Source organism: Micromonospora sp. NPDC023814 (genome assembly GCF_040639595.1).
Lineage (GTDB): Bacteria > Actinomycetota > Actinomycetes > Mycobacteriales > Micromonosporaceae > Micromonospora.
Genome location: NZ_JBFAAF010000092.1, coordinates 1 through 23,041, shown reverse-complemented (window position 1 = coordinate 23,041; position 23,041 = coordinate 1). Strand labels below are relative to the sequence as shown.

General features: G+C 71.6%; 22 protein-coding genes. 15 read left to right on the top strand and 7 right to left on the bottom strand.

Annotation, left to right across the window (positions count from 1 at the left end; genetic code table 11):
* Positions 1 to 45: 45 nt before the first annotated feature.
* Complete coding sequence (locus AB0G14_RS31310) at positions 46 to 912, bottom strand: ABC transporter substrate-binding protein (protein ID WP_357703655.1); 867 nt, start codon at positions 910 to 912, stop codon at positions 46 to 48.
* 395 nt (positions 913 to 1,307) lie between these two features.
* Between AB0G14_RS31310 and AB0G14_RS31305 the strand changes: the two genes are divergently transcribed.
* From AB0G14_RS31305 to AB0G14_RS31295, 3 genes are all read left to right on the top strand, one after another.
* Entirely contained in the window at positions 1,308 to 1,760 is a 453-nt protein-coding gene (locus AB0G14_RS31305) for a hypothetical protein (RefSeq protein ID WP_357703653.1), read from the top strand.
* A 288-nt stretch (positions 1,761 to 2,048) separates the two neighbouring features.
* Positions 2,049 to 2,516: a hypothetical protein gene (locus AB0G14_RS31300; protein ID WP_357703651.1), complete on the top strand. Its 468-nt coding sequence runs from the start codon at positions 2,049 to 2,051 to the stop codon at positions 2,514 to 2,516.
* A complete protein-coding gene (locus AB0G14_RS31295; RefSeq protein WP_357703648.1) occupies positions 2,507 to 2,971 on the top strand; it encodes a hypothetical protein in 465 nt (154 codons plus the stop codon). The genes AB0G14_RS31300 and AB0G14_RS31295 overlap by 10 nt, the downstream gene beginning before the upstream one ends.
* A gap of 153 nt (positions 2,972 to 3,124) precedes the next feature.
* Here AB0G14_RS31295 and AB0G14_RS31290 read toward each other — a convergent pair whose 3' ends face one another.
* From AB0G14_RS31290 to AB0G14_RS31280, 3 genes are all read right to left on the bottom strand, one after another.
* Positions 3,125 to 3,598, bottom strand: a complete 474-nt coding sequence (locus AB0G14_RS31290; RefSeq protein WP_357703645.1) for a hypothetical protein — start codon at positions 3,596 to 3,598, stop codon at positions 3,125 to 3,127.
* Positions 3,599 to 3,760: 162 nt separating this feature from the next.
* On the bottom strand, positions 3,761 to 4,372 hold the full coding sequence (locus AB0G14_RS31285; RefSeq protein WP_357703644.1) for a dihydrofolate reductase family protein: 612 nt from the start codon (positions 4,370 to 4,372) through the stop codon (positions 3,761 to 3,763).
* 181 nt (positions 4,373 to 4,553) lie between these two features.
* Entirely contained in the window at positions 4,554 to 5,297 is a 744-nt protein-coding gene (locus AB0G14_RS31280; protein WP_357703641.1) for a GntR family transcriptional regulator, read from the bottom strand.
* Between the two features lie 278 nt (positions 5,298 to 5,575).
* On the opposite strand from AB0G14_RS31280, the gene AB0G14_RS31275 reads away from it, so the two are divergent.
* The 11 genes from AB0G14_RS31275 (at position 5,576) to AB0G14_RS31225 (ending at position 18,846) form a co-directional block, all read left to right on the top strand.
* The gene (locus AB0G14_RS31275) at positions 5,576 to 6,676 is read left to right on the top strand and encodes an ABC transporter substrate-binding protein (RefSeq protein ID WP_357703638.1); all 1,101 of its coding nucleotides are present in this window, start codon (positions 5,576 to 5,578) and stop codon (positions 6,674 to 6,676) included.
* 25 nt (positions 6,677 to 6,701) lie between these two features.
* Positions 6,702 to 8,237, top strand: coding sequence for a sugar ABC transporter ATP-binding protein (locus tag AB0G14_RS31270; protein WP_357703636.1), 1,536 nt, complete (start codon positions 6,702 to 6,704; stop codon positions 8,235 to 8,237).
* A complete protein-coding gene (locus tag AB0G14_RS31265; RefSeq protein ID WP_357703634.1) occupies positions 8,234 to 9,193 on the top strand; it encodes an ABC transporter permease in 960 nt (319 codons plus the stop codon). The genes AB0G14_RS31270 and AB0G14_RS31265 overlap by 4 nt, the downstream gene beginning before the upstream one ends.
* Positions 9,190 to 10,209, top strand: coding sequence for an ABC transporter permease (locus AB0G14_RS31260; RefSeq protein ID WP_357703632.1), 1,020 nt, complete (start codon positions 9,190 to 9,192; stop codon positions 10,207 to 10,209). Before AB0G14_RS31265 ends, AB0G14_RS31260 begins: the two co-directional genes overlap by 4 nt.
* Positions 10,202 to 11,086 (top strand): 3-hydroxy-5-phosphonooxypentane-2,4-dione thiolase, encoded by an 885-nt coding sequence (gene lsrF, locus AB0G14_RS31255; protein WP_357703629.1) that lies wholly within the window; start codon positions 10,202 to 10,204, stop codon positions 11,084 to 11,086. The genes AB0G14_RS31260 and lsrF overlap by 8 nt, the downstream gene beginning before the upstream one ends.
* 60 nt (positions 11,087 to 11,146) lie before the next feature.
* A complete protein-coding gene (locus AB0G14_RS31250) occupies positions 11,147 to 12,808 on the top strand; it encodes a glycerol-3-phosphate dehydrogenase/oxidase (RefSeq protein ID WP_357703627.1) in 1,662 nt (553 codons plus the stop codon).
* Positions 12,805 to 14,334 (top strand): FGGY-family carbohydrate kinase, encoded by a 1,530-nt coding sequence (locus AB0G14_RS31245; protein WP_357703625.1) that lies wholly within the window; start codon positions 12,805 to 12,807, stop codon positions 14,332 to 14,334. Before AB0G14_RS31250 ends, AB0G14_RS31245 begins: the two co-directional genes overlap by 4 nt.
* 229 nt (positions 14,335 to 14,563) lie before the next feature.
* Entirely contained in the window at positions 14,564 to 15,406 is an 843-nt protein-coding gene (locus AB0G14_RS31240) for a PPOX class F420-dependent oxidoreductase (protein ID WP_357703622.1), read from the top strand.
* Positions 15,407 to 15,458: 52 nt separating this feature from the next.
* Positions 15,459 to 15,983, top strand: a complete 525-nt coding sequence (locus AB0G14_RS31235) for a PadR family transcriptional regulator (RefSeq protein ID WP_357703619.1) — start codon at positions 15,459 to 15,461, stop codon at positions 15,981 to 15,983.
* Positions 15,980 to 16,651 (top strand): ABC transporter ATP-binding protein, encoded by a 672-nt coding sequence (locus AB0G14_RS31230; protein ID WP_350705776.1) that lies wholly within the window; start codon positions 15,980 to 15,982, stop codon positions 16,649 to 16,651. The genes AB0G14_RS31235 and AB0G14_RS31230 overlap by 4 nt, the downstream gene beginning before the upstream one ends.
* Positions 16,648 to 18,846, top strand: a complete 2,199-nt coding sequence (locus AB0G14_RS31225) for an FtsX-like permease family protein (RefSeq protein ID WP_357703616.1) — start codon at positions 16,648 to 16,650, stop codon at positions 18,844 to 18,846. Before AB0G14_RS31230 ends, AB0G14_RS31225 begins: the two co-directional genes overlap by 4 nt.
* Positions 18,847 to 18,992: 146 nt before the next feature.
* Here the strand turns inward: AB0G14_RS31225 and AB0G14_RS31220 are convergent, their stop codons facing one another.
* Together AB0G14_RS31220 and AB0G14_RS31215 are read right to left on the bottom strand one after the other, a co-directional pair.
* Entirely contained in the window at positions 18,993 to 19,337 is a 345-nt protein-coding gene (locus AB0G14_RS31220) for a nitroreductase/quinone reductase family protein (RefSeq protein WP_357703613.1), read from the bottom strand.
* Between the two features lie 114 nt (positions 19,338 to 19,451).
* Positions 19,452 to 20,414 (bottom strand): FAD-dependent oxidoreductase, encoded by a 963-nt coding sequence (locus AB0G14_RS31215; RefSeq protein ID WP_357703611.1) that lies wholly within the window; start codon positions 20,412 to 20,414, stop codon positions 19,452 to 19,454.
* A 108-nt stretch (positions 20,415 to 20,522) separates the two neighbouring features.
* Between AB0G14_RS31215 and AB0G14_RS31210 the strand changes: the two genes are divergently transcribed.
* Positions 20,523 to 21,425: a LysR substrate-binding domain-containing protein gene (locus AB0G14_RS31210; RefSeq protein WP_357703609.1), complete on the top strand. Its 903-nt coding sequence runs from the start codon at positions 20,523 to 20,525 to the stop codon at positions 21,423 to 21,425.
* Positions 21,426 to 21,688: 263 nt separating this feature from the next.
* Here AB0G14_RS31210 and AB0G14_RS31205 read toward each other — a convergent pair whose 3' ends face one another.
* On the bottom strand, positions 21,689 to 22,900 hold the full coding sequence (locus tag AB0G14_RS31205) for an MFS transporter (RefSeq protein ID WP_357703607.1): 1,212 nt from the start codon (positions 22,898 to 22,900) through the stop codon (positions 21,689 to 21,691).
* Between the last annotated feature and the right edge of the window lie 141 nt (positions 22,901 to 23,041).

The following is a 23,041-nucleotide window of genomic DNA, read 5'->3' as shown; positions in this document are numbered from 1 at the left end:
CCCAACACCGTCTGGATCAACAAACCCACAGCTCAACCCGCAGATCTACAGAACACCTGACCACGAAAACGTCTCACTTGACTTGACAGGTTCCGCGTAGCGCACGTAGTCGGCCTGCCCCGAGGTCAGCGCGCCGACCCGGACGCTGTCCTCCGGAGTCACGATGATCTTGATCCGGTCGAGGTAGGCGCGCCCCTGGTGGGCGAAGGACGGCGGGGCCCAGTTGTAGTCCTCGCGGGCCACCAGTTCGATCTCCTTGTCGATGACCTGGTTCGCGACGGTGAACGGGCCGGACCCGACGACGTTCTTGAGCTGGCACTGCTCCTCGTACGGCAGCGAGATGGTCTTCTTGGACACGAGACCCGCCCCGATGACCGACGTGCCCTGCAGGAAGCCGGGCGACGGCTTGTCGAAGTGGAACTTCACCGTGTCCTTGTCGACGACCTCGCTGCGTTCGTAGTTGTTGACGAACTCGGCCACCGGAAGCTTCAGGTCCTTGTTGCCGAGGCCGTACACGTCGTAGTTCGCCGCCACGGCCTCCGCGTCGAGCGGGCTGCCGTCGCTGAAGGTCACCCCGTCGCGCAGGTGGAAGGTGTACTCGGTCGCGTCGGCGTTGACCTCCCAGGACTTGGCGACCCAGGGCTCGATCTTGAGTGTCTTCGGGTCCTGCCAGGTGAGTTTGTCGGTGAGCTGGTTGAGCACCCCGCCGTTCGGGTAGAAGCCCGCGGCCGGCAGGTAGAGGCAGCTCGGCGGCTGGTGCTCGAGGTAGACGAGGGTGCCACCGTGGACGGGGTCGCCGGCGTCCTGCCCGGCACCGGGCGAGCCGCCGCCCGAGCAGGAGGCGAGCAACCCGGCCACGGCGAGGGCGGCAGCCCCCGCCAGCGCGGTGGACCGGAACCTGGATCGTGACATGCGTGATGGCCTTTCGTACCGGCAAGGAACTTGCGTGGAGGGGGCGACGGGATTCAGGCGCAGGGTGACGTGCTCGTGCCGGAGCTGCTCCGCGACCGGGTGCCAGGGCCGCCGGGCAGGCCGGCGGGGGGTGAGAGGCGACAGGGCCGGAAGCGCCGCGACGAACGCGCATGCGCTCGTCGCGGGAGCAGTTGTCCGCCGCCGCGGAAGCGCCGTCCTCGCCTACTCGATCAGCGCGGACAGAGTGCGCTGCAGGTGCGCTGGTGGTCGACGTAGCGCCGCACGACCAGGGAAGTGACGATGCGCTTCCCGGTCGGTGAGTGGCTGCTACGGATCATGGTTGGGAAGTTATCCCATCGGTTTGGTAGGTAACAAACCCCTGCTCGCATCGTGGGATGCGCCGGAAGCTCCGTGACCGCGGTGCAACGGTCTGTCGCGAATTCCGCTACCGCCGTGAAGGCGCGCCCGCCTACGCTCGCACCGTGGCCAGGATTCGCAAGCGGAGGATTCGCGTCGACGGCCTCGATTACCGATGGATGGTCAGTCACGTCGACCCCGGTCACGTCGTAGTCAGGGTCTGGCACATCGCAACCAGGGGCAGTCAACTGGAGGTCCAGGTGGCCTTCGACGACCCGTGGCTCAACTACGGGCCGATCATCACCGCACCTGCGGACCGGGTGGCCGAGGTGTTCGCCCTGGCCCCGGTCACGCCACGGTTGGTCGCGGAACTGATCCAGGCGGCGCTCGCCGCAGGCTGGCCGGTTCACGGTGACGGCGGGCCGCTGCGCTTCACGCTCACACGGGACCGTGAGCGGCTGGAGCCTGCGTCCGGGCGACTACCCACCTGACAGGCACGTGACGCGACCACGCGGAAGGCGGCATGACCGGTCAGGCAGGTGCCCGGTGGCCACATGCCCGACGACCGCGACGGGGCACAGCACCGTTCGGTCGGAGATTCGAGCGAGTTCGAATCACTTGGCCGGCGGGTGCGACAGATGTTGACTGTGCCGGTCCTGCACCGCCCCGGACATCGGCGGCGTACGCGGCCACGTCGCCACCCGCCGAGGTGCCGCGGGCTGTCAGGTGACCGTTCCCGCCGCTCGCCGCGGTGTGGCACCGAGAGAACGGAGGCACCTTTGACCACCTCACGATCGCGAATCCTGGCGATGCTCGCCGCGCTCGTCCTCATCACGACCGGCAGTACTTTCCTCGCCAGCCCGCCGGCGCAGGCCGCGACCGGCACCTGTTCGGGTTCCAAGGTCGGCGGCTTCGACCTGTACGGAGACGTAGCCATCAACGGCTCGACGAAGTACGGATACGTCGAGGTCTACTACAGCGGCGGCTACAACTGCGCCCGGACCGTGTCGAGTGCCAACACCTGGGGCGTCAGCAAGGTCATGTCGGTCGAACTGTGGGTCTGTTCATCCGGCACCAGCAACTGCCGGTTGCTGTCGGCGGACGACCGGGACCACGGCACCTACAGGTACTACGCCGGACCGGTGACCGCCTACGCCAGCGGTAAGTGCATCTGGGTCATCGGGAACATCTACTATCCCCCGACGGACTCCAACGCCGGGAACAACAAGGTGGGCTGGTGCGGCTGATGTCCACGTGGCGACGCTCGGTGTTGGTTCACGTCGTGGCCGCGGTTGTCGCGGTGGGCGCCCCGGTTGTCGGCCCGGCGCCGGCCAGCGCCTCCACCACACGGTACGGCGAGCAGTGCGGATCCACCTACTACGAACTCGACGACAAGGTGCTGCTCACCAGCGGTGGGCAGGCCTTCGGACACGTCTACCTGATGTACAGCGCGCAGACGAAGATGAACTGCGTCGTCGCGGAGAAGTCCAGCTTCGTCGGCACCGCGACCTGGATGAACGCCAAGGTGGAGACGAGGAGCGGGCGGGTGGCCCAGGACCCGGGCAACTACCGCTACTACGCCGGGCCCGTCTATCTCTACGCGCCGGGCGAGTGCGTCCGCTACTCCGGCGTCGCGTACAGCGGGCCGAACAAGACCGGCACGCTCAGCTCGTACACGTCCGGCTTCGGCTGGTGTGGCTGACGATCCGGGGAATCATCCGGGGGGCAGGGACTCGTCGATCATCGGGCTGGCCAGTCGGCCCGCGGCGGGATCGTGGTGTGCGTCGTGCCGGGTAGGAACCGCTGCCCGGCACGACGGCCGCGCCTCCGGCCCGCCGGCATTTGGCCCGGTCGGTCACACCGTCACTCGGCGGGTCACGGCGAGCAGGTACTCCTTGCGGTGCAGGGGGTCGTGGTCGCTGCGTGGCCGCTCGGGCGCCGGTCCCCGTACCGGCTGGTAGTGGGAGAACCTCGACTCGAGCGTTCCCTCGCCCCGGGTCAGCACCGGCAACCGCCGCTCCAGGTCGTGCACCCGGGCCGCGGGCACCTCGCCCTCGACCACGTACGCCGTGCCCCGCGGCTCGGTCCGCGTCGGCACCGCCCCGAACCGGGCCAGCGCCGGCAGCACGGTTCCGAGCAGATCGGCCGGCACGTCGACCCGGAACGTGTGCACCGGCTCATGCACTCGGGTGCCGGCTCGGCGCAGCGCGTCCATCAGCACCAGCGGGGTGAGGCCCCGGAAGTCCGCGCCGGTGACCTGTTCGGGCCCCGCCGGGTACTTACCGGCGTCGACATGCGCCACAATCCCCAGGTTGAGAGTCCGCTCCACGCGTCAGGTCCTTCGGGTCGATGGTCACTGCCAACTGATCGATCCCGAAAGCTGCGCGCACGACCCTCTCCCTGTCTCCCGACGTGTCCTCTCCTTCCCCGCACTACACCAGATGCCTGACGCGTCCACAACCGAAATGGACTGGCCGCGCGACGCCACCGTCTAGACGGCGAGGTTGCCGTAGCCCGGGATGCCTGCCGTCTCGTAGGTCAGTTGCAGTGCGCCGTTGGAGCGGGTGATCGACTCGGAGAGCCGGAAGGCCGTGGGCGCGGTGCCCTCCGCGAACATCCGCTTGCCGCTACCGAGCACCAGCGGATAGAGCCACAGGTGCAGCCGGTCGACGAGGCCGAGGCGCAGCAGCGACTGCACCAGGTCGAGGCTGCCGATCACGTGGAGCTCGTCGTGGCGATCCTTCAGCCCGGCGACGCCCTCGGCGAGATCACCGCTGACGAGCGTCGATCCCTCCCACCCCAGCGGTTCGGCGAGCGTACGGCTCGCCACGTACTTGGGCACCCGGTTGAGCAGCCCGGTGAAGGGGATCTCCGCGGGCGCCTTCGGCCAGTAGGCGGCGAAGATCTCGTACGTCTTCCGGCCCAGCAGCAGCGCGTCCATGCTCGTGGCCTGCTCGAACATGGCGCTGCCGGACTCCTGGTCCACCAGCGGCGCCTGCCACCCGCCATGCGCGAAGCCGCCGTCGCGGTCCTCGTCGGGCGCCCCCGGCGCCTGCGCCACACCGTCCAGCGTCACGAACTCCGTCACCACGAGCTTGCCCATCTGGCGCCCCCTTCACTCCCCGATCCGTCCCTCGACCAGACCGCGCGACGGATCGAGAATCATCGGCCTGATCCGTGGTCAGCAGCCGGCACTACCGCCCACCGGCCGCCCCTGGGAGCAACGAGCCGGCGCGCGGTCGGTTTCAGGAAGGTGGGCACCCACCGCTCGGGTGCTGCTGGGGTCAGCGAATGCCGACGAAGAAGCGGGTCTGGTCGCTGCGGTGCAGTGCGTAGTAGGCCTCGAACCGGGTGCCGTCCGGCAGCCAGGCCACGGACTCGATGCCGAGCAGGGGCGTCGAGGTGGTGACCTCGAGCAGGGCGGCGTCCTCGGGTTCGGGGAAGACGGCTTCGATCCAGCGGTCGGCCCCGACAGGTTCGAGCCCGTACCGGCGGCGCAGCACGTCGTAGAGGGACTGGTTCTCCAGGACGGCGCGGTCCAGGCCGGGCACCAGCCTGGCCGGCAGCGCGGTGTCGACGAGCAGCCAGGGCTGGCCGTCGACACCACGGAGCCGGCGCATCCGCACGACCGACTCGCCGACCGGAATCTGCAACAGGTCCGCCTCGCGCTGGTCGGCCGGACTGAGGCTCTGGCTGATCGTGTGGGTGGTGACCCGGCGTCCCGACTCCCGCAGGTCGTCGGCGGAGCCGGACACGGAGCCGACGAAGCGCAACTCGGTCTTGCGGGGAGCGACGAAGGCGCCCCGCCCCTTGACCTTGTAGATCATCCGCTGCTGTACGAGCTCACGCAGCGCCTCGCGGACGACGGTGCGGGAGACGCCATAGAGGTCGGTCAGCTCCGCCTCCGACGGCAACGGCTGGTCCGGGGCTATCTCACCGGCCTCGATCTGGCCGCGCAGCTCCCGCATCAGCTGCATCCACAGCGGCTCGCTCCCGTCGCGGGTGAGCCGCCGGTACGTCATCGTCATGGACTTCCTTCCCCATCGACCGGATACAGCATGCCATGACCGCGCAGCCCTGTCATGACAGGAAGCGGGGGTCATTTGCCAGCCCAATCACCGAATTGGCGCGTGAACGTAACCCCCATCACTGTGACTTGAAACACGTTTGTCATCAAGCTCTAGCCAACCTGTCACTACAGGTCTGTAATGACTGGACCTCATCGCAGCCCCTCAGCTGCGGTCAGCCGACTGAGCACGTCCACTCCCGCTCCGACGGGTTTTCGCTCTCTCTGGAGGCCCCCACCATGCGTACCCATCCCTCGTCCCGACGGCGGCGCACCGCCGTCGTGGCCGCGCTCGTCGCGACCGTCGCGGTCACCGCGACCGGCTGCGGCTCCGGCGCGAGCGGCGGCAACGCCAAGGACGGCGACAAGCCGTTCATCGCGCTGAGCAACGGCTTCATCGGCAACGGCTGGCGGCAGACCATGATCGCCAAGTTCGAGGCCGCCGCCACCAAGGCGCAGAGCGACGGGCTGATCGGCAAGTTCAAGGTCGTCAACGCCCCCGGCGAGAACTCGGCCACCGAGCAGGTCGCCCAGATCAAGAGCCTGCTGCTGCAGAAGCCGGACGCCCTGCTGATCGACCCGGCCTCGCCGACCGCGCTCAAGCCGGTCATCCAGCAGGCCTGCGACGCCGGCATCAAGGTCGTGGTCTTCGACTCGGCGATCGACGCCCCCTGCGCCCACGTGCTGCTCAACAGCTTCAAGGACTGGGCGACGGCCGCCGCCGAGCCGCTGGTGAAGGGCATCGGCGGCAAGGGCACGGTGATCGTCAGCCGGGGTGTGGTCGGCTCGCAGCCCGAGGCGGAGATGTACCAGACCACGCAGGACATCCTGGCCAAGAACCCGGACGTCAAGGTCGCCGCGACCGTCAACGGCATGTGCGACGGCGCCAAGGCGCAGAAGGCCGTGCTCGGTGTGCTGTCGAGCGTGCCGAAGGTCGACGGGGTCATCGGCTGTGGTGACGGCTACGGCGTCGCCCAGGCCTTCACCAGCGCGGGCAAGCCGGTCCCGGCGGTCACCTTCGAGACCAACGGCCGCGCGCTGAAGTACTGGCAGGACAGCAAGCTCGACAACGGCTCGGTCGCGGTCATGTCCGACCCGGGCCAGTCGGTCGCCGCCCTGTGGGAGGCGATCGACCTGCTCGACGGCAAGGACATCCCGAAGGAGATCACCTTCCCGATCGTGCTGGTGGAACAGAAGGACGTCGCCGCGTGGGCCGGCGTCCTGAAGCCCGACGAGTACGCCGCCTGGCCGTGGACCCAGGAGCTCTTCCGCAAGCAGGTCGAGGCCGCGAAGAGCGGCGGGGCCCCGGTGCAGCCGCCGATCCCGACGGCCGCCGGCTGACCGAACAGCAACAGAGGAGCGCATGATGCACGTCGACAACCTGCCGGTGGGGTCGCACGCGGCCCCACCGCAGGGCGACCGGAAGCCGTCCACGGCGCCACCGGTCGTCACCGCGCGGCGGGTGACCAGGACGTACGGGCGCACCCGAGCCCTCACCGGAGTGGACCTCGACGTCCGCGCCGGTGAGGTGCTCGGCCTCGTCGGCCACAACGGCGCGGGCAAGAGCACGCTGATGCGCGTCCTCGCCGGCCTCGAAGCGTGCGACGAGGGCACGGTCACCGTGGGTGGACAGGAGGCGCCGCGCGACGTCGCGCCGGGCTCCGAGCCGTTCCGTGCCGTCCGGATGGCCTACCAGGAAACGTCGCTCTGCCCCGACCTCACCGTCGCGGAGAACATCTGGGTCTCCTCCCGGCACTGCCTGCCCCGGCTGGGCTGGCGTCGGGCGGCCAGCGCCAAGGTCGCCCGCCGGCTGGACGAGATGTTCCCGGGCCACGGGGTGTCGCCGCGGGACCGGGTCGAGGACCTGTCGCTGGCCCAGCGGCAGATGGTGGAGATCGCCCGGGCGAGCCTCGTCGATCGGCTCGAGCTGCTGATCCTGGACGAGCCGACCGAGTCGCTCGGCCCGGACGCCGCGCAGTCGCTCTACGCGTACGTCCGGCGGCTCACCGCCCAGGGCACGGCCGTCCTGCTCATCTCGCACCGGATCCGTGAGGTGCTCTCCGTGGCCGACCGGGTCGCGGTGATGCGCGACGGCGCGGTCGTCGCGGAGCGGCCCGCGGCCGGCCTCAGCGAACAGGACGTGCTCACCCTGATGGGTGCGGAGGTGGCCGAGCCCGCCGCCGCACCCGCCCCCGCCCGCGTGGCCGGCGACCGGCCGGTCGTCGGCAAACTGCGCGGCGCCACCGGCCACGGCCTGCACGACGTGTCGATCACGGTCGGCCGGGGCGAGGTCGTCGGGCTGGCCGGCCTCGCCGGCCAGGGCCAGCAGCAGGTGCTCGAACGCCTGTGGCGCCCCGTCCGGCGGGACACCACCGTCGAGGGCACCCGCGCCTACGTGCCCGGTGACCGGCAGCGCTCCGGCATCCTGCCGCTGTGGTCCGTGGCGGAGAACCTCATCGTCACCGCCATGCGCGGCCTGGCCCGGTACGGCGTACGCCGTACCGGCGCGGAGGACGCCGCGGTCCGCGACTGGGTGGACCGGTTGGCCATCCGCGGCGGCGCCGACGCGGGCATGACCGAGCTCAGCGGCGGCAACCAGCAGAAGGTCATCGTGGCCCGGGCGTTCGCCTCCACGGCGGACCTGGTCCTGCTCGACGACCCGTTCCGCGGGGTCGACGTGCACACGAAGACCGACCTCTACACGCTCATCCGGCAGGAGGCGGCGGGCGGCCGCAGCGTGGTCTGGTACTCGAGCGAGAACGCCGAGATGGCGCACTGCGACCGGGTCTACGTGCTGCGCGCCGGCCGGGTCGTCGCCGAGCTGACCGGCGCGGAAATCTCCGAGGAACGGATCATCGCCGTCTCCTTCGCCGAATCCGAGCCCACGGGAGCACAGCGATGACGAATCTCGTCGCGACGGCGATGCCGTCGCGGGCCCTGCTGCGCCGCACCGGCCCCGCCCTGGTCAGCGCGGTCGCCATGGTGGCCATGATCGCGGTCTGCGCGTCGCTGCAGTCCGACGTGCTGACCGTCCCCGGTCTCACCCTGGTCCTCTCGGCCACCGTGCCCCTGGTCATCGCGGCCCAGGCCCAGATGGTGCTCATGTCCGTGGGCGACATCGACCTCGGCATCGGCAACTTCGTCGGCCTGGTCACCGTCATCACCGCCACGAAGCTGGTCTCCTCCCCCGGCACCGGCGCGCTGATGCTGCTCGGCCTCGTGGCGGCCTACGCGGTGCTCGGCGCGCTGATCCACCTGCGCCGGGTGCCGTCGCTGATCGCCACCCTCGGCGCCTCGTTCGTCTGGCTGGGACTGGGGATGTTCGTCCTGCCCACGCCGGGCGGCAGCACCCCCGAGTGGTTGGCGACCTTCGGCTCCTGGCAGCCGGGCGGCTTCCCCGCCCCGCTGCTGCCGATCCTTGTCGTCGCCGCGGTGGTCTGGCTGCTGTCCGCCCGCAGCTCCGTCGGGGTGCGGGTCCGCGCGCTGGGCAGCAACCCGGTCGCGCTGCAACGGGCCGGCCTGCGACCGCTGACCGCGCGGATCATCGCGTACGTCGTGGCCGGGGCGCTCGGCGTGCTCTCCGGGCTCGCCCTCGCGTCGCAGACCGGCGGCGGCGACGTCTCGTCCGCCACCAGCTACACCCTGATCACGGTCGCCGCGGTGATCCTCGGCGGCGGATCCTTCGCCGGCGGCACCGCCGTGCCGTGGGGCGTCGCCATCGGCGGCATCACCCTCGGCCTGGTCAGTGTCGTCCTCAGCCTGCTCGACGTGCCGTCGAACATGCAGTCGGCCGTACAGGGCGTGATCGTGCTGGCCGTGCTGGCCGGCCGCGCCGTGGTCGGAAAGGTGCTCCGATGACCCTCCGTACGCTCGCCCGCCCCTGGATCTGGGGCTTCGTCGCCGCCACGCTGGTCTGGGTCACCATCCTCGCCATCTCCAGTCAGGGCAGCGGGCAGACCGTCTCGCTCGCGCTGTCCCTGGCCCCGTACCTGGTCATCGTCGGCCTGGGTCAGATGCTGGTGATCACCGCGGGGCCGGGCAACATCGACGTGTCGGTGGCGCCGATCATCTCCCTCGCCGGCTTCGTCGCGGTCCAGGTGACCGCGTCGACCGGTTCGGTGCCGGTCGGCATCCTGGCCGGCATCGGGACCGGACTGGCCGTCGCGGTGATCAGCGTGGTGGCGATCCTGGGGCTGTCCGTCCCGCCGATCATCGCCACCCTGGCCGCCGGGCTGATCGCCTCGTCGCTGACGCTGTCGCTGGCCGACGGCTTCACCGCGGTGCCCGACGACGGGCTGCGCAAGCTGCTCAACCTGCGACCGGCCGGGGTACCCGTGCTCGCCGTCGCGGTGGCCGCGCTGACCGCGCTGGTCGTCGTCCTGCTCCGCCGCACGACGTACGGCCGCTCGCTGCTCGCGGTCGGGCAGAGCCGGCCGGCCGCGGAACGGGCCGGCATCCCCGTCACCCGGGTCATCGCCACGACCTACCTGGCCAGTGGCGCCCTCGCCGGGCTGGCGGGCGCGCTGCTCGCCGCCTACATCGCGCCGTCGCCCGACCTGGGCACGCGCTACCTGCTCGACTCGGTCGCCGTCGTCGTCATCGGCGGCACGCTCATCTCGGGCGGTCGGGCCGTGCCGGTCGGCATCTGGGGCAGCGCGCTCTTCTTCATCCTGCTCGACGGTCTCGTCAACCTCGTGGGCTGGAGCACGGCCGCGCAGAACCTGCTCAAGGGCGGCCTCGTGCTGTTCGTCCTCTTCCTCGCCGGTGGCGGAGCGCTCCGCAGCGCCGGCGGGACCACCCGAACCCGTCGACGGCTGCGACCCGCGGCCGCGACAACCGCTGGAACTAGCACAGGAGAAAACAGCAATGGCTGACACCGACGGTCTGCTCGACGCCCGCGATTTCGGCGGGGCCGCCGCCACCGCCGCCGGCTTCCACGTCAAGGGAGCCCACGCCCAGGACTGGGGCCTGCAGAACCGGCTGTCCCGGATCTTCCGACCCGACAACGGCCGTACGGTGATGCTGGCCTTCGACCACGGCTACTTCCTCGGGCCGATGGCCGGCCTGGAGCGGCTGGACACCAACATCGCCCCGCTCGTGCCGGACGCCGACGCGATCATGATGACCCGCGGCGCCCTGCGCACCAGCATCCCGTCGCACAGCAACGCCGGTATCGTGCTGCGGGCCAGCGGCGGGCCCAGCGTGCTGCGGGACCTCTCGGACGAGCACATCGCCCTGGACATCGAGGACGCGGTCCGGCTCAACGCCGCGGCGCTGGCGATCCAGGTGTTCATCGGCGGCGAGCACGAGTCCCGGTCGGTGGCGAACCTCGCCGCCCTGGTGGACGCCGGGCAGCGGCACGGCATCGCCGTGCTCGGCGTGACCGCCGTGGGCAAGGACATGGTCCGCGACGCGCGCTACTTCCGGCTCGCCACCCGGATCAGCGCGGAGATGGGCGCCCACATCGTCAAGACGTACTACGTCAACGAGGGCTTCGAGACCGTGACCGCGGCCTGCCCGGTGCCGATCATCGTCGCCGGCGGCAAGAAGCTGCCCGAGCTCGACGCGCTGACCATGGCGTACCGGGCGATGCAGGAGGGCGCGGCGGGCGTCGACATGGGCCGCAACATCTTCCAGAGCGAGTACCCGGCCGCGATGCTGGCCGCGGTCCGTTCCGTGGTGCACGACGACGCCAAGCCCGAGGACGCCTACGAGCTGTTCCGGGAGCGGTCGGCCTCTTCCGCGTCCTGATCATCGCCAGGGGTGCGGGTCTCCCACCCGGCCCGCACCCCTCATCTCCGGGAGCTCCTCATGCCACACCCACAGACCGGCGCCGATGACACCGTCGACCTCGTGATCATCGGCGCCGGCATCAACGGCCTCGCCATCGCGAGAGACGCCGCCAGCCGGGGCCTCAGCGTCGTCGTGGTCGACCGCGGTGACGTCGGCGCCGGCACCACCGCCACCTCCAGCCGGCTCATCCACGGCGGCCTGAAGTACCTCGAGCGCTACGACTTCGCGCTGGTGCACGAGTCGATCCGGGAACGGCACCTGCTGTTCCGCACCGCGCCGCACCTGGTCCACGACTACCCCATGCTGATCCCGTTCTACGCCGGTGACAGCCGGCCGGGGCCCCTGATCCGCCTCGGCCTGGCCGCTTTCGACGTCCTGGCTGCGGGCCGTGGGCGCGGACGCAGCCGGGGCATGTCCGCCCGGGCGATCGGCCGGCGCTGGCCCCACCTCTCGCGCAAGGGGCTGCGCGGCGGGGTGCTCTTCAACGACGCCCAGGTGCCGTGGGCCGAGCGGCTCTGCGTCGAGTTGCTGGTCGACGCCGAGCGGCTGGGCGCGCGGGTGCTGACCTACACGACGGTGACCGGTCTGCTCGTGACGGGCGGGCGGGTGGACGGGGTCCGGACCCGGGACAACCAGTCGGGGCGCGAGGGGGAGATCCGGGGACGCCTCACGATCAACGCCGCCGGGCCATGGATCGACCGGATCCTCGACGGCCAGGTGGCGAGCGGGCGTCTCAACGGCGGCACCAAGGGCAGCCACATCATCATCGACCCGTTCCCGGGCGCCCCGGACACCTGCATCTTCTTCGAGGCCGCCGCCGACCGGCGACCGATCTTCATCTTCCCCTGGGAGGGCCGCTACGTCCTCGGCAGCACCGACCTCACGTACGAGGGTGACCTGGACGAGGTCGTCGCCAGCGACGCCGAGATCGACTACCTGCTCACCGAGGCCAACCGGTTGTTCCCCCAGGCCGGCCTCACCCCGGACGACGTGCTCTACAGCGTCGCCGGAATCCGCCCGCTGCCCTACACGGCCGGCGTGTCGGACAACGCCAAGATCAGTCGTGGGCACACGGTGCTCAACCACGCGCCCGCGTACGAGGGGCTGCTCACGATCATCGGCGGCAAGCTGACCACCCACCGGGCCCTCGCCGAGGACGCCACCGACGAGGCGCTGAAGGTGCTCGGCCGGCCGCGGCAACGGTGCACCACCCGTACCCGACCGCTGCCCGGCGCCGACACGCCGGACTGGTACGCCTTCCGCGCGGACTTCGCGCGTTCGGCCACTCCGTTCACTCCGGCGCAGTCCGCCCGGCTGCTGGACATCTACGGCGTCCGGGCCCACCGTGTGCTCGAACTCGCCGTGGCCGACCCGACACTGGCCGAAGTCGTCGACGAGCGGACCGGGGCGGTCGCCGCCGAGGTGGTCATGGCCTTCCGCGAGGAACGGGCCGTGACCTTGGCCGACGTGCTGCTGCGCCGTACGCTGGTCGGCCTCGGCCCGGACATGGCGGTGTCGACGGCCGTGACCTGCGCGGACGTCGCCGTACGGCATCTCGGCTGGGACACCGGACGGGCCGACGCCGAGGTGGCCGCCTACCGGGCGGAGCTGCGGCGCTTCCGCCCGCGCGGGCTGAGCCTCGCCCCGGCGACCGGAACGAGCGACAGGAGGACGTCGTGACGACTCCGCACACCTGCTACCTCGGGGTCGACGTCGGCCTCACCGCCACCAAGGTGGCCGCCTTCGACGTCGTCGGCAACGAGCTGGCCGTCGTGCACGCCCGCACTCCGCGCACCAGCGTCACCGCCCACCGCCACGACGTCGACATGACCGCTCTCGCCGACACGGTGCTGTCGCTGCTGGCGGACGTCGGCGGCAAGCTGGCCGCCGAGGGGTACGCCCCGGCGGGCATCGGCGTGGCCGCACACGGCAACGGCATCTACCCGGTCGACGGGTCCCTGCGCCCGATCGGACCGGCCATCGCCTCGTCGGACAGCCGGGCGCAGCACATCGTCCAGGCGATCCCGCCGGAGGGGGCCCGCCGGCTGGCCCGGGAGACCGGCTCGATCCCGTGGGCCGCCCAGCCCGCCGTCCTGCTGCGCTGGCTGCGGGACGCCGAACCGGCGACCTACGCCGCCACCCGGTGGGTGCTGTCCTGCAAAGACTGGGTCACCGCGCAGCTCACCGGCGTGGCCAGCGCGGACTACAGCGACGCCAGCGCGTTCGGCATGGTCGGACTCGACACCCGCGAATACACGCCCACGGCGCTCGAACTGGTGGGCCTGCCCGCCGCCGACCTGGACCGGTTCCCACCGCTGCGCAGGTCCGACGAGGTGGTCGCCGGTCTGAGCGCGGCGACGGCGGCCCGCACGGGGCTGCCCGAGGGCCTGCCGGTCATCGCCGGGTGCATGGACTGCGTGGCCGCCACGCTGGGCGCTGGAGGTCGGGAGCTCGGGGACGGGACGATCATCGTCGGCACCTGGGCGATCAACGGGGTGGTGGTGCCCGCGCGCACCCCCGCCCCGGAGGTCACGCTCAGCGCGTTCATGCCCGATCCGGCCACGATGCTGGCCATGGAGGTGGCCCCCACGTCAGCCGCCAACCTCGACTGGCTCGCCTGCGCCGGGGCGCCCCACCAGCAGACCGGCGGCGTCGCCGCGGCGGAACTGCTGCAGGAGGCCGCCGCGGTGCCGCCCGGCGCCGACGGCCTGCTGTTCCTGCCCTTCGTCAACGGCTCGCCCGAGCATCCGTCGGCGTCCGGCACCTTCCTCGGCATCTCCAGCAACCACCGCCGGGGCCACCTCACCCGGGCGGTCATCGAAGGTGTCGCGCAGTACCACCGGGTGCAGCTCGACCGGGTGCTGGCCAGCGGCGCGGACGTCGGTGACCGGCCCTGGCGGCTGGCCGGTGGCGGCGCGCGGTCGACGGTGTGGGCGCAGATCTTCGCCGACGTGCTCGGCCGCCCGGTCCGGCGGCAGCTCACCAGCGAACTCGGTGCCCGGGGCGTCGCCTCCCTGCTGCCCGGCGCCCTCGGCCACGACGTGCCGCCGTGGACCGTCAACGACGAGGACGACCTTTGCGTGCACCCGGGGCCGGACCGCGCCGCCTACCGGGAACACGCCCAGGCGTTCGACCGCTGTCTCGCCGGGATGTCCGCCGTGTGGTCGGAGGTCGAGCGCTACCGCAGCGCTGGTGGGAACTCCTGACGTCGGGTGGCGGGTGACATCCTGGCGGCCCTGAGGATGGTCCCGCCGGGATGTGCGAAGGGTGAGCAGCCGCGGTGGATCGCCTCGGCCGATTCGTGGGCCGAGACCGCACCGCTGCTGCCGCCCGACCGCCCACCGGGCCCCGCCGTCCCTTACTGATCGGCCACGTCAGGCGGCGGCGGTGCGCGGGCCACAGTCACACCGCGGGCGGCCGGCCCGTCTCAGGGGCATGAGAAGCCTTGGACGTGGGGTGGCCGCGCTGCTCGGCGCGGCGTCGGTGATCATCGGGGGGTGGGCCCTGTTGCGGCCCTTCTCCTTCAGCTCGGCGGTGAACTTCCCACCGCACGAGCACTTCGTGCACGACGTGGGGGCGTTCCAGCTCGGCATCGGGGTGACCCTGCTGCTGGCGCTGATCTGGGCCGACGCCCTGGCCGTCGCACTGGCTGGATACCTGGTCGGCGGGGCGGCGCACACGGTCTCGCACCTGGTCGACGCGGACGCCGGCGGCAGCGCCGCGCAGACCTGGCTGGTCGGCCTGTCCGCCGTACTCGCCCTGGTCGCGCTGGTGGCCCGGCTGCGGCGGCTGGGCTGGGTGGTTGGGTACGTCGATCCCGCCCCGTCCGCCGCCTGGGCACCGCTGGTCCGCCAGAAGACGGTGGTGCTGACGACGTACAAGCGCGACGGAACGGCCGTGGCCGCAGCGGTGAGCATCGCGGTGGCGGGAGAGCGGGCGTACGTGCGCAGTTTCGAGAAGGCGTGGAAGACCAGGCGGATCCGCAACAACCCGCGGGTGGCCGTGGCCCCGTCGACCGGGCTGGGAAAGCCGACCGGGGCGGCGGTCGAGGCCGAGGCGCGGCGGTTGACCGGGGCCGAGCACCGGGCGGCCAGCCGGGCGCTGGTGCGCAAGCACCCGCTGCTGCAAGGGGTGGTGGTGCCGTTGACACATTGGCTCGGACGGACGAAGACCGGGCGTACGGTCCACTTCGCACTGACCCCGGTGGCGTCGGCCGGGCACGTCAGCCCCACCGCCGTGTCAGGTCGGGCGCCCACGCCCGCGACCGACGAACGCTGATATACGCGCGAGGTATATACGCGAGGTATACGCTCGGGGTATGGTGGGCGCCATGAGCGTTCCCATGACCCTCCTCGGCCTGCTCGAACGCGAGCCCAGCCACGGCTACGACCTGAAGCGCGACTACGACTCCTTCTTCAACCGCGGCAAGCCGCTGCCGTTCGGCCAGGTCTACGCGACCCTCGGCCGGCTCGTCCGCGACGGCAAGATCGTGGTCGGCGAGGTCGAGCCGGGCGTCGGCCCCGAACGCAAGCGCTACGTCATCACCGACCGGGGCGCGACCGAGTTCGAGTCGTGGCTGACCGAGCCGGTCGAGGCCGAGCCCAACCTGCAGACCGTGCTGTTCACCAAGGTCGTGCTGGCGCTCATGCTCGACCGCCCCGCCGAGGAATACCTCGACACGCAGCGCGCCACGCACCTGCGGCGGATGACGGAACTCACCGAGATCAAGCGCAACGGCAACCTGGTCGACACCATGCTGGCCGACCACGGCCTGTTCCACCTGGAAGCCGACCTGCACTGGATCGACACCACGGTCGCCCGGTTGGACGCCCTCAAGAAGGTGGTACGCGGATGAAGGCGATCGAGGCGCGCGACGTCCATTTGTCCTTCGGCGAGACGCCGGCGCTGCGAGGCGCCAGCGTCTCGGTGGCCCCGGGCGAGATCGTCGCCATCATGGGCCCGAGCGGTTCCGGCAAGTCCACCCTGCTGCACTGCCTGGCCGGGATCCTCGTGCCGGACGCCGGCGAGATCCACTTCGACGGCCGCCGGATCGACACCCTGGGCGAGCAGGAGCGCAGCATCCTGCGCCGGGACCAGTTCGGGTTCGTGTTCCAGTTCGGACAGCTCGTACCGGAGCTGACCGCGGAGGAGAACGTCGCGCTGCCGCTGCTGCTGAGCGGCGTCAAGCGGGCCGCGGCGCTCACGGAGGCGCGGCCCTGGTTCGAGCGGCTCGGCCTGGCCGGGCTGGAGCGGCGCCGCTCCGGTGAACTCTCCGGCGGCCAGGCGCAGCGGGTCGCGCTGGCCCGCGGCCTGGTCGCCCGGCCCGGGGCGCTGTTCGCCGACGAGCCGACCGGGGCGCTCGACTCGCTGACCGGCGAGCAGGTCATGAACCTCCTGGTCGCCTCCGCCCGGGAGCAGGGCACGACCGTCGTGCTCGTCACCCACGAGGCCCGCGTCGCCGCGTACGCCGACCGGCAGGTCATCGTGCGCGACGGCAAGGTGAACGCGCTGGTGCCCGCATGATCCGGTTCGCGGTACGGCTGTCCGTGGCCGGCGGGCGGGAAGCCGCTACCCGGCTCGTCATCATCGCCGCCGCGGTGGCGCTCGGCGTCGGCATGCTCCTGGCGACGGTCGCCGGCATGAACGCGGTCGGCGCGCAGAACCAGCGGAACGCCTGGCTCAACACCGCCGTCGCGCCGGCCTCCTCCGATCCGTCGGTCGACCCGCTGTGGTGGCTCATCCGGGAGGACTACCACCACGGCGAGTCCATCGGCCGGGTCGAGGTCGCGGCGGCCGGCCCGGACGCGCCCGTCCCGCCGGGCATTCCGAAGCTGCCCGCACCGGGCGAGTTCTACGTCTCGCCCGCCCTCGGCGAGCTGCTGCGGGCCACCCCGGCCGCGGAACTCGGTGACCGCTTCCCGGGCCACGAGGTCGGCACGATCGGCCGGGAGGCGTTGCCCTCTCCGGACTCGCTGCTGATCGTCATCGGCCGCCCGCCCGCCGACCTGGAGCACCTGGGTGCCCGCCAGGTCACCCAGATCATGACCACCTCTCCGGACGGCTGCGCCAACGGCTGCTATGTCGGCATCAACAGCGACGGCATGGCGCTCGTGCTGTCCGTGGTCGCGGCCGCACTGCTCTTCCCGGTGCTCATCTTCATCGGCACCGCAACCCGGCTGGCCGCCACCCGCCGGGAGCAGCGCTTCGCCGCGATGCGGCTGGTCGGCGCCACGCCACGGCAGATCTCGCTGATCTCGGCGGTCGAGTCGACACTCGCCGCCGTCGCCGGGACCGCCGCCGGGTTCAGCCTGTTCTTCGCGTTCCGGCCTAGCCTCGCGGCGATCCCGTTCACCGGCGAGCCGTTCTTCGCCGCCGACCTCTCTCTCACGATCGTCGACGTCCTGCTGGTCGCGCTCGGCATCCCGGTCGGCGCCGTCATGGCCTCCTGGCTGGCCCTGCGACGGGTGCAGATCTCGCCGCTGGGCGTGAGCCGGCGGGTGACGCCGAAGCCGCCGCGCGCCTGGCGGCTCATCCCGCTGGTCGCCGGGCTCGCCGAACTGACGTACTTCATCGGCCGGCGTCCCGCCACGACCAACGGCCAGCTCACCGCGTACCTCTCGGGGTTTCTGCTGATCCTGGTCGGGCTGGTGCTGGCCGGGCCGTGGTTGACCATGATCGCCGCACGGCTGCTGGCCGGGCGGGCGAGCCGACCCGCCACGCTCATCGCCGCGCGCCGCCTGTCGGACAACCCGCAGGCGGGGTTCCGGTCCGTGAGTGGGCTGATCGTGGCGCTGTTCGTGACCAGCGTGGCGACCGGCACGATCACCACGTACATCGCCAACCGCGGCGAGCCGCGCACCGACTCGGTGGCCGCCACGTCACTGTCGAAGATCTTCTGGCCCGAGGACGGCCCCGCGCCGGCCCCGGACGAGATCCCGGCCGGGCTCGCGGCGATCCCCGGGGTGCGCAGCGTGACCGTGGTGCACCGCAACCCCGACCCGGACGGGTGGCACGGCATCATCACCTGTGCCGAGCTGGACCGCCTGGCGGCGTACGGCACCTGCCCCGCGGGCGCGAGGGTCGCGGCCGTAAGCGCCGACCTCATCGGCTTGCGCGCGTTCGACCTGACCAACGACACGTACGTCTGGGAGGCCGTCGACATCGATCCCGCGCAGGTCGACCGGCAGCCGATCGTGTCGGTGGTCGTCGACACGACCAGCCGCTCCGCGTTCGAGCGGGCCCGGACGATGCTGATCGACGCGTTCCCGAAGGATCGCTTCCCGACCAGCACCGCCGAATGGGAGTCGAGTTCCGCGCGGCTGCTGAGGCAGTTCCAGCAGCTGGCCAACGTGGTGATGCTGGCCAGCCTGCCGATCGCGGGTTGCAGCCTGGCGGTGAGCGTGGCCGGCGGGCTGAGCGACCGGCGGCGGCCGTTCAGCATGCTGCGGCTCACCGGGGTGCAACTGCGCACCCTGCGCCGGGTGGTCGCGCTGGAGACCGTCGCGCCGCTGCTGATCGTCGCGGCGGTGGCGATCGGGACCGGGTTCCTGGCCGCGCATCTGTTCCTGCAGGCGCAGCTGGGCTACCCGCTGCTGGCGCCGAAGCCGTCGTTCTACCTCATGGTGGTCGGTGGGTTGGCGGTGTCGCTGGGCATCGTCGCCTCGACGCTGCCGCTGCTGCGGCGGATCACCGGCCCGGAGACCGCCCGCAACGAGTGAGCCGTCCTCCGGCAGCGCGGTTGCATCTCAGGCCGACGGCCCTCGGTTCATGAGGTGCGACCGCGCTGCGGGAACGTGGCTCGGCTATCGACACATCGAGTAGCCCCAACTGACACCTCTCCGCTGGCCGTCGATGTGGTGTCGGGTCAGCCGAGTGGGACCTGGACGGCGACGTCGTGCTTGGGGTACTGCGCCTCGACCTGGTCGGCGCCGTACTTCTGGCAGAACATCTCGACGACGTGGTTGACCCGGTCGGCGTCGGTGATGGGGGTGGCGCTCGAGCTCAGGGCCGTGCCGTTCGCGGCCAGTTGGATGAATGGGGTCCGCCGGACGTTCCTGTACCAGTCGCTGTCCGAGCCGGTGATCGGCACCAGGAAGACGCTGTCGTCCTCCTGCACGAACCACACCGGATGCGAGATCTGCCGCCCGGTCTTCCGGCCGGTCACGGTGATCTCGACCTCCTGGACGCCCTGCAGAGCGTCCCTGATCACGTTGCCCACGATGCCCTCCGCCAGCCTCCCGACGTGCTCCCGCTCGCCAGCCTATGAACCGGCGCGCATGCTCGTCCCGGATTCCGGCATCCAGCGGCAGACGGGGGGCCGCGGTCAGCCGCCCAGGGCGAGGTCCGCCACCTCGGCGGCGCACCCCCAGGACAGGGTGACCCCCGCCCCGCCGTGCCCGTACGCGTGCACGAGCCGGCTGCCGCGCGGGCCCGCCGGCTCCGGGTCCACCTCGACCCGCGGGCCGCCGTGCCGGGCCGGCCGCAGCCCGATCCGCTCGCCGAGCACCGGCGCCTCGGCCAACTCCGGCACCAGCGCGACGCAGCGGCGCCGGATCGCCGCCGCCGTGTCCGGGTCGGGCGCGGTGTGCCCCACCCCCGGCTGGTACGTGCCGCCGAGCACCACGTCGTGCCGGCGCGGGTGCACGTACGTGATCCCGGCCGGGTCGTCCTCGTCGCGCACCGAGACGGTCAGGCCCGGGTTCGCCACCAGCACCAGATGCCCGCGCACCGGGTGCACGGCCGGGTCGGCGGCGAGCTGGCCGGCGGCCAGACCCGTCGCGTTGACGACCGTCGGCGCGGTGTCGAACGCCTCGGCGAGCCGCCGCACCCGGCGACGCAGCACCCGCCCGCCGCCGGCCTCCAGCCGCTGCCGCAGCCAGGCCAGGTATGGCGTCATCTCCACCGTCGGCGCGGTGAACCGCAGCAGCGCCGTGTACGGCGGCCGCGCCGGCTCCGCCACCAGGTCCCCGCACGCCTCCGCCCACCAGGGCGGACCGGCGTACGGGTGGCGCAGCAGCATCCGGGTCGGCCGCTCGACGACCCCCGGCACACCGTCCGCGGCCTGGCGGCCCAGCTCCGTGTGGGTCTCCCGCGCCCAGCGCAGCACCCGCGGGTCCTGATCGGTGTGGCTTGGGTACCAGACGGCGGCGGCCACCGTGGACACCGTGTCCGCCGGGTCGTCGGCGGCCAGCACGGTCACCCGTGCCCCCCGCTGCTGGAGGGTGACTGCCGCCGTCATCCCGACGACCCCACCCCCGACCACCACCACGTCCGTCGCTGCTGTCATCGTCCGCTCCCTCGCTCGTGCCGTTGGCCTCGGATCGTCGCCGTCCCGGCGGGCGGCCGTCCAAGACGGATCGGACAGCCGGCGATAAGCGGGGCTTATGATCGATCCATGTCCGACGCGCCGACCCTGGACGCCTGGTTGGACGTGCGGCGGCTGCGCTACTTCGCCGTGCTCGCCGAAGAACTGCACTTCACCCGGGCTGCCGCCCGGCTGCGCGTCGCCCAGCCCGCGCTTAGCCAGCAGATCCGGGCCCTGGAACGCCAGCTCGGCGTGCCGCTCGTGCACCGCACCAGCCGGGGCTGCACGCTGACGGAGGTGGGGACGCGGGTCGCCGACGAGGCCGCCCGGCTGCTCGCCGAGGTAGACGCGGGGACCGCCCGCATCCGGGACCTGGTACGCGGGCGGGGCGGCCGGCTCCGGCTTGCGTACACGCGGTCGGCGCGGGGCGGCCGGGTCGACGCGCTGGTCGCCCGGTTCCGGGCCGCCCACCCGGACATCGAGGTGGTCTCGGAGACGGCCTGGACGGCGCCGAACGTGGCCGGCCTGCTCGCCGGCCGGCTCGACGTGGCGTTCGTCCGCCCGCCTGTCGACGAACCGGCGTTGGCCTGCCGGACTGTCGACACCGAGGAGCTGCTGCTGGCCCTGCCCGCAGGTCACCCCCTCGCCGCCAGCCGCCGCCGGGTCAGTCGGGCCGAGGTGGTCGACCTGCCAGCCGTGATGTGGCCGCGCGAGAACGGCCCCGGCATGTTCGACCGTACGATTGCCCAGGTCTGGCCGCACGGCGGGTTCCGGCTCATCCGGCAGGAGCCGGACGACGAGCAGCTGCTGCGGGCGGTGGCGCAGGGAGACGTGGTCGCGGCCGTCCCGGCCGGCCGCGCCCGCGCGCTGCGGCTGCGCGAGGTACGGCTGCGCCGGTTCACCGCCCCGACACCCACCGTGGACGTCGCCCTGGCCTGGCCGCGCGATAGCACGAACCCCGCCCTCCGCCGGTTCCTCGCCCTGCTCGACTGAGGCCGGGCGAGAAGCTGGTAGGCGAAGATGTAGGACGTTTTCGCCTCCTGCACAAGCGCCTTCATGAGCCGGAACAGGGAGTGTTGCAGGGCCGGCCTCCGCACGAGTGACGTCGCACGAGCAGGTGGTGAATCTGTGCCGCCATATCAACCTGGGCTGAGTCGACGAGCACCCCGGCCAGAACCTGTCGCCATCGGAAAGGGCTTACGCTGTGGCACGCGGCCACCGCCAGATCTGATGTTGTTTCCACGACGCACAGACGATCACGCGGTGGCGGCCTCGCGTCCACGGTGCTGACGCCGCATCGGTGGCGGTATTGGGAGGGCGAGCAGCACGACTACACCGGCCAGGCAGTAGGCTGCACCTTGCGTGACCAGGACCGGCAGGATGCCGATGCGTTCACCGAGGCTGCCCGCCGCGATCGTGCCGAGCAGCATCGCCGCGCCGTTCACGGCGGCCATCGCTCCGAAAACCCGCCCGCGGTGGTTGTCGGTTGTCGCGTTCTGAAAGACGGTCATGCCGCCAGCGGTCAGGAACGCGGCCGGCAGCCCCACGAGCGCGATGAGTACCGGCGCAGGCCAGAGCGTATGCGTAGCCAGCGGATACAGGAACAGCACCAAGTCCAGTGCGCCGAATGCGAGCGTTCCCCAGCCGAACATCGCCCGGGGCGCGAAGTGATGCCCGATCAGCGTTGCGGCAAGGCCTCCCACGATGCCGCCGACCGCCTGGGCTGCCATGATCACACCGAAAGCGCGGGCGTCGCCGCCCAGCACGTCGCGTACGAACGGCGCAATTAGCGTGCCCATGATCGCCTCGCCGATACCGGTGATGACGGTGAACGCCAGGAAGACCTGCAGGACCCGGCTGGAGAGCCCGATACGCATGCCTTCAGCCCATTCCTTCAGGACATGCGGACGTATCGCCGAGCCGGATCGAGGCCGGGTACGGATCCGCCACAGCAGCCCGGCCGCGAGCGCGAAGGTCATCATGTCCGCGAGGCCCAGCAGGGCAACGCCGCCGATTGCCGCGATCACCCCGCCCAGCGCGGCGCCGCCCAGGCGAGCGACGTCGCGGGCCTGGCCGTTGAGCGAGTTGACCGTGACGAGGTGGTGGTCCGCCACCAGGGACGGCACGAGCGCGGCCTCGGCGGAGGTGAAGAACGGCGCGAGGCAGCTTTGCACCGCGATCACCAGGTAGACCAGCCAGACCTGACCTGCGTGCTGCACGGCGAGCAGTGGGAGCAAGGCCACGACCATCAGCAGGTTGGTGACGACCATGGTGCGCCGGCGGTCCCATCGGTCGGCGTAGACGCCCGCGACCGATCCGAGCGCGATCTGCGGAAGCAGCGAGGCCAGGACCGAGCCCGCGGACGCGAGCGTGGAGCCGGTCATGACATAGACCTGGTAGGCGAGCCCGGTCCGCAGAATCCAGTCACCCGTCAGTGAGATCAGGTTCGCGGCCAGCAACAAACGCAAGTCTCCGTTGCTGGCGAGGATCCGCCAGAGCCGTCGCACGTCATCCCGGAACCTGTCAAGTCAAGTGAGACGTTTTCGTGGTCAGGTGTTCTGTAGATCTGCGGGTTGAGCTGTGGGTTTGTTGATCCAGACGGTGTTGGG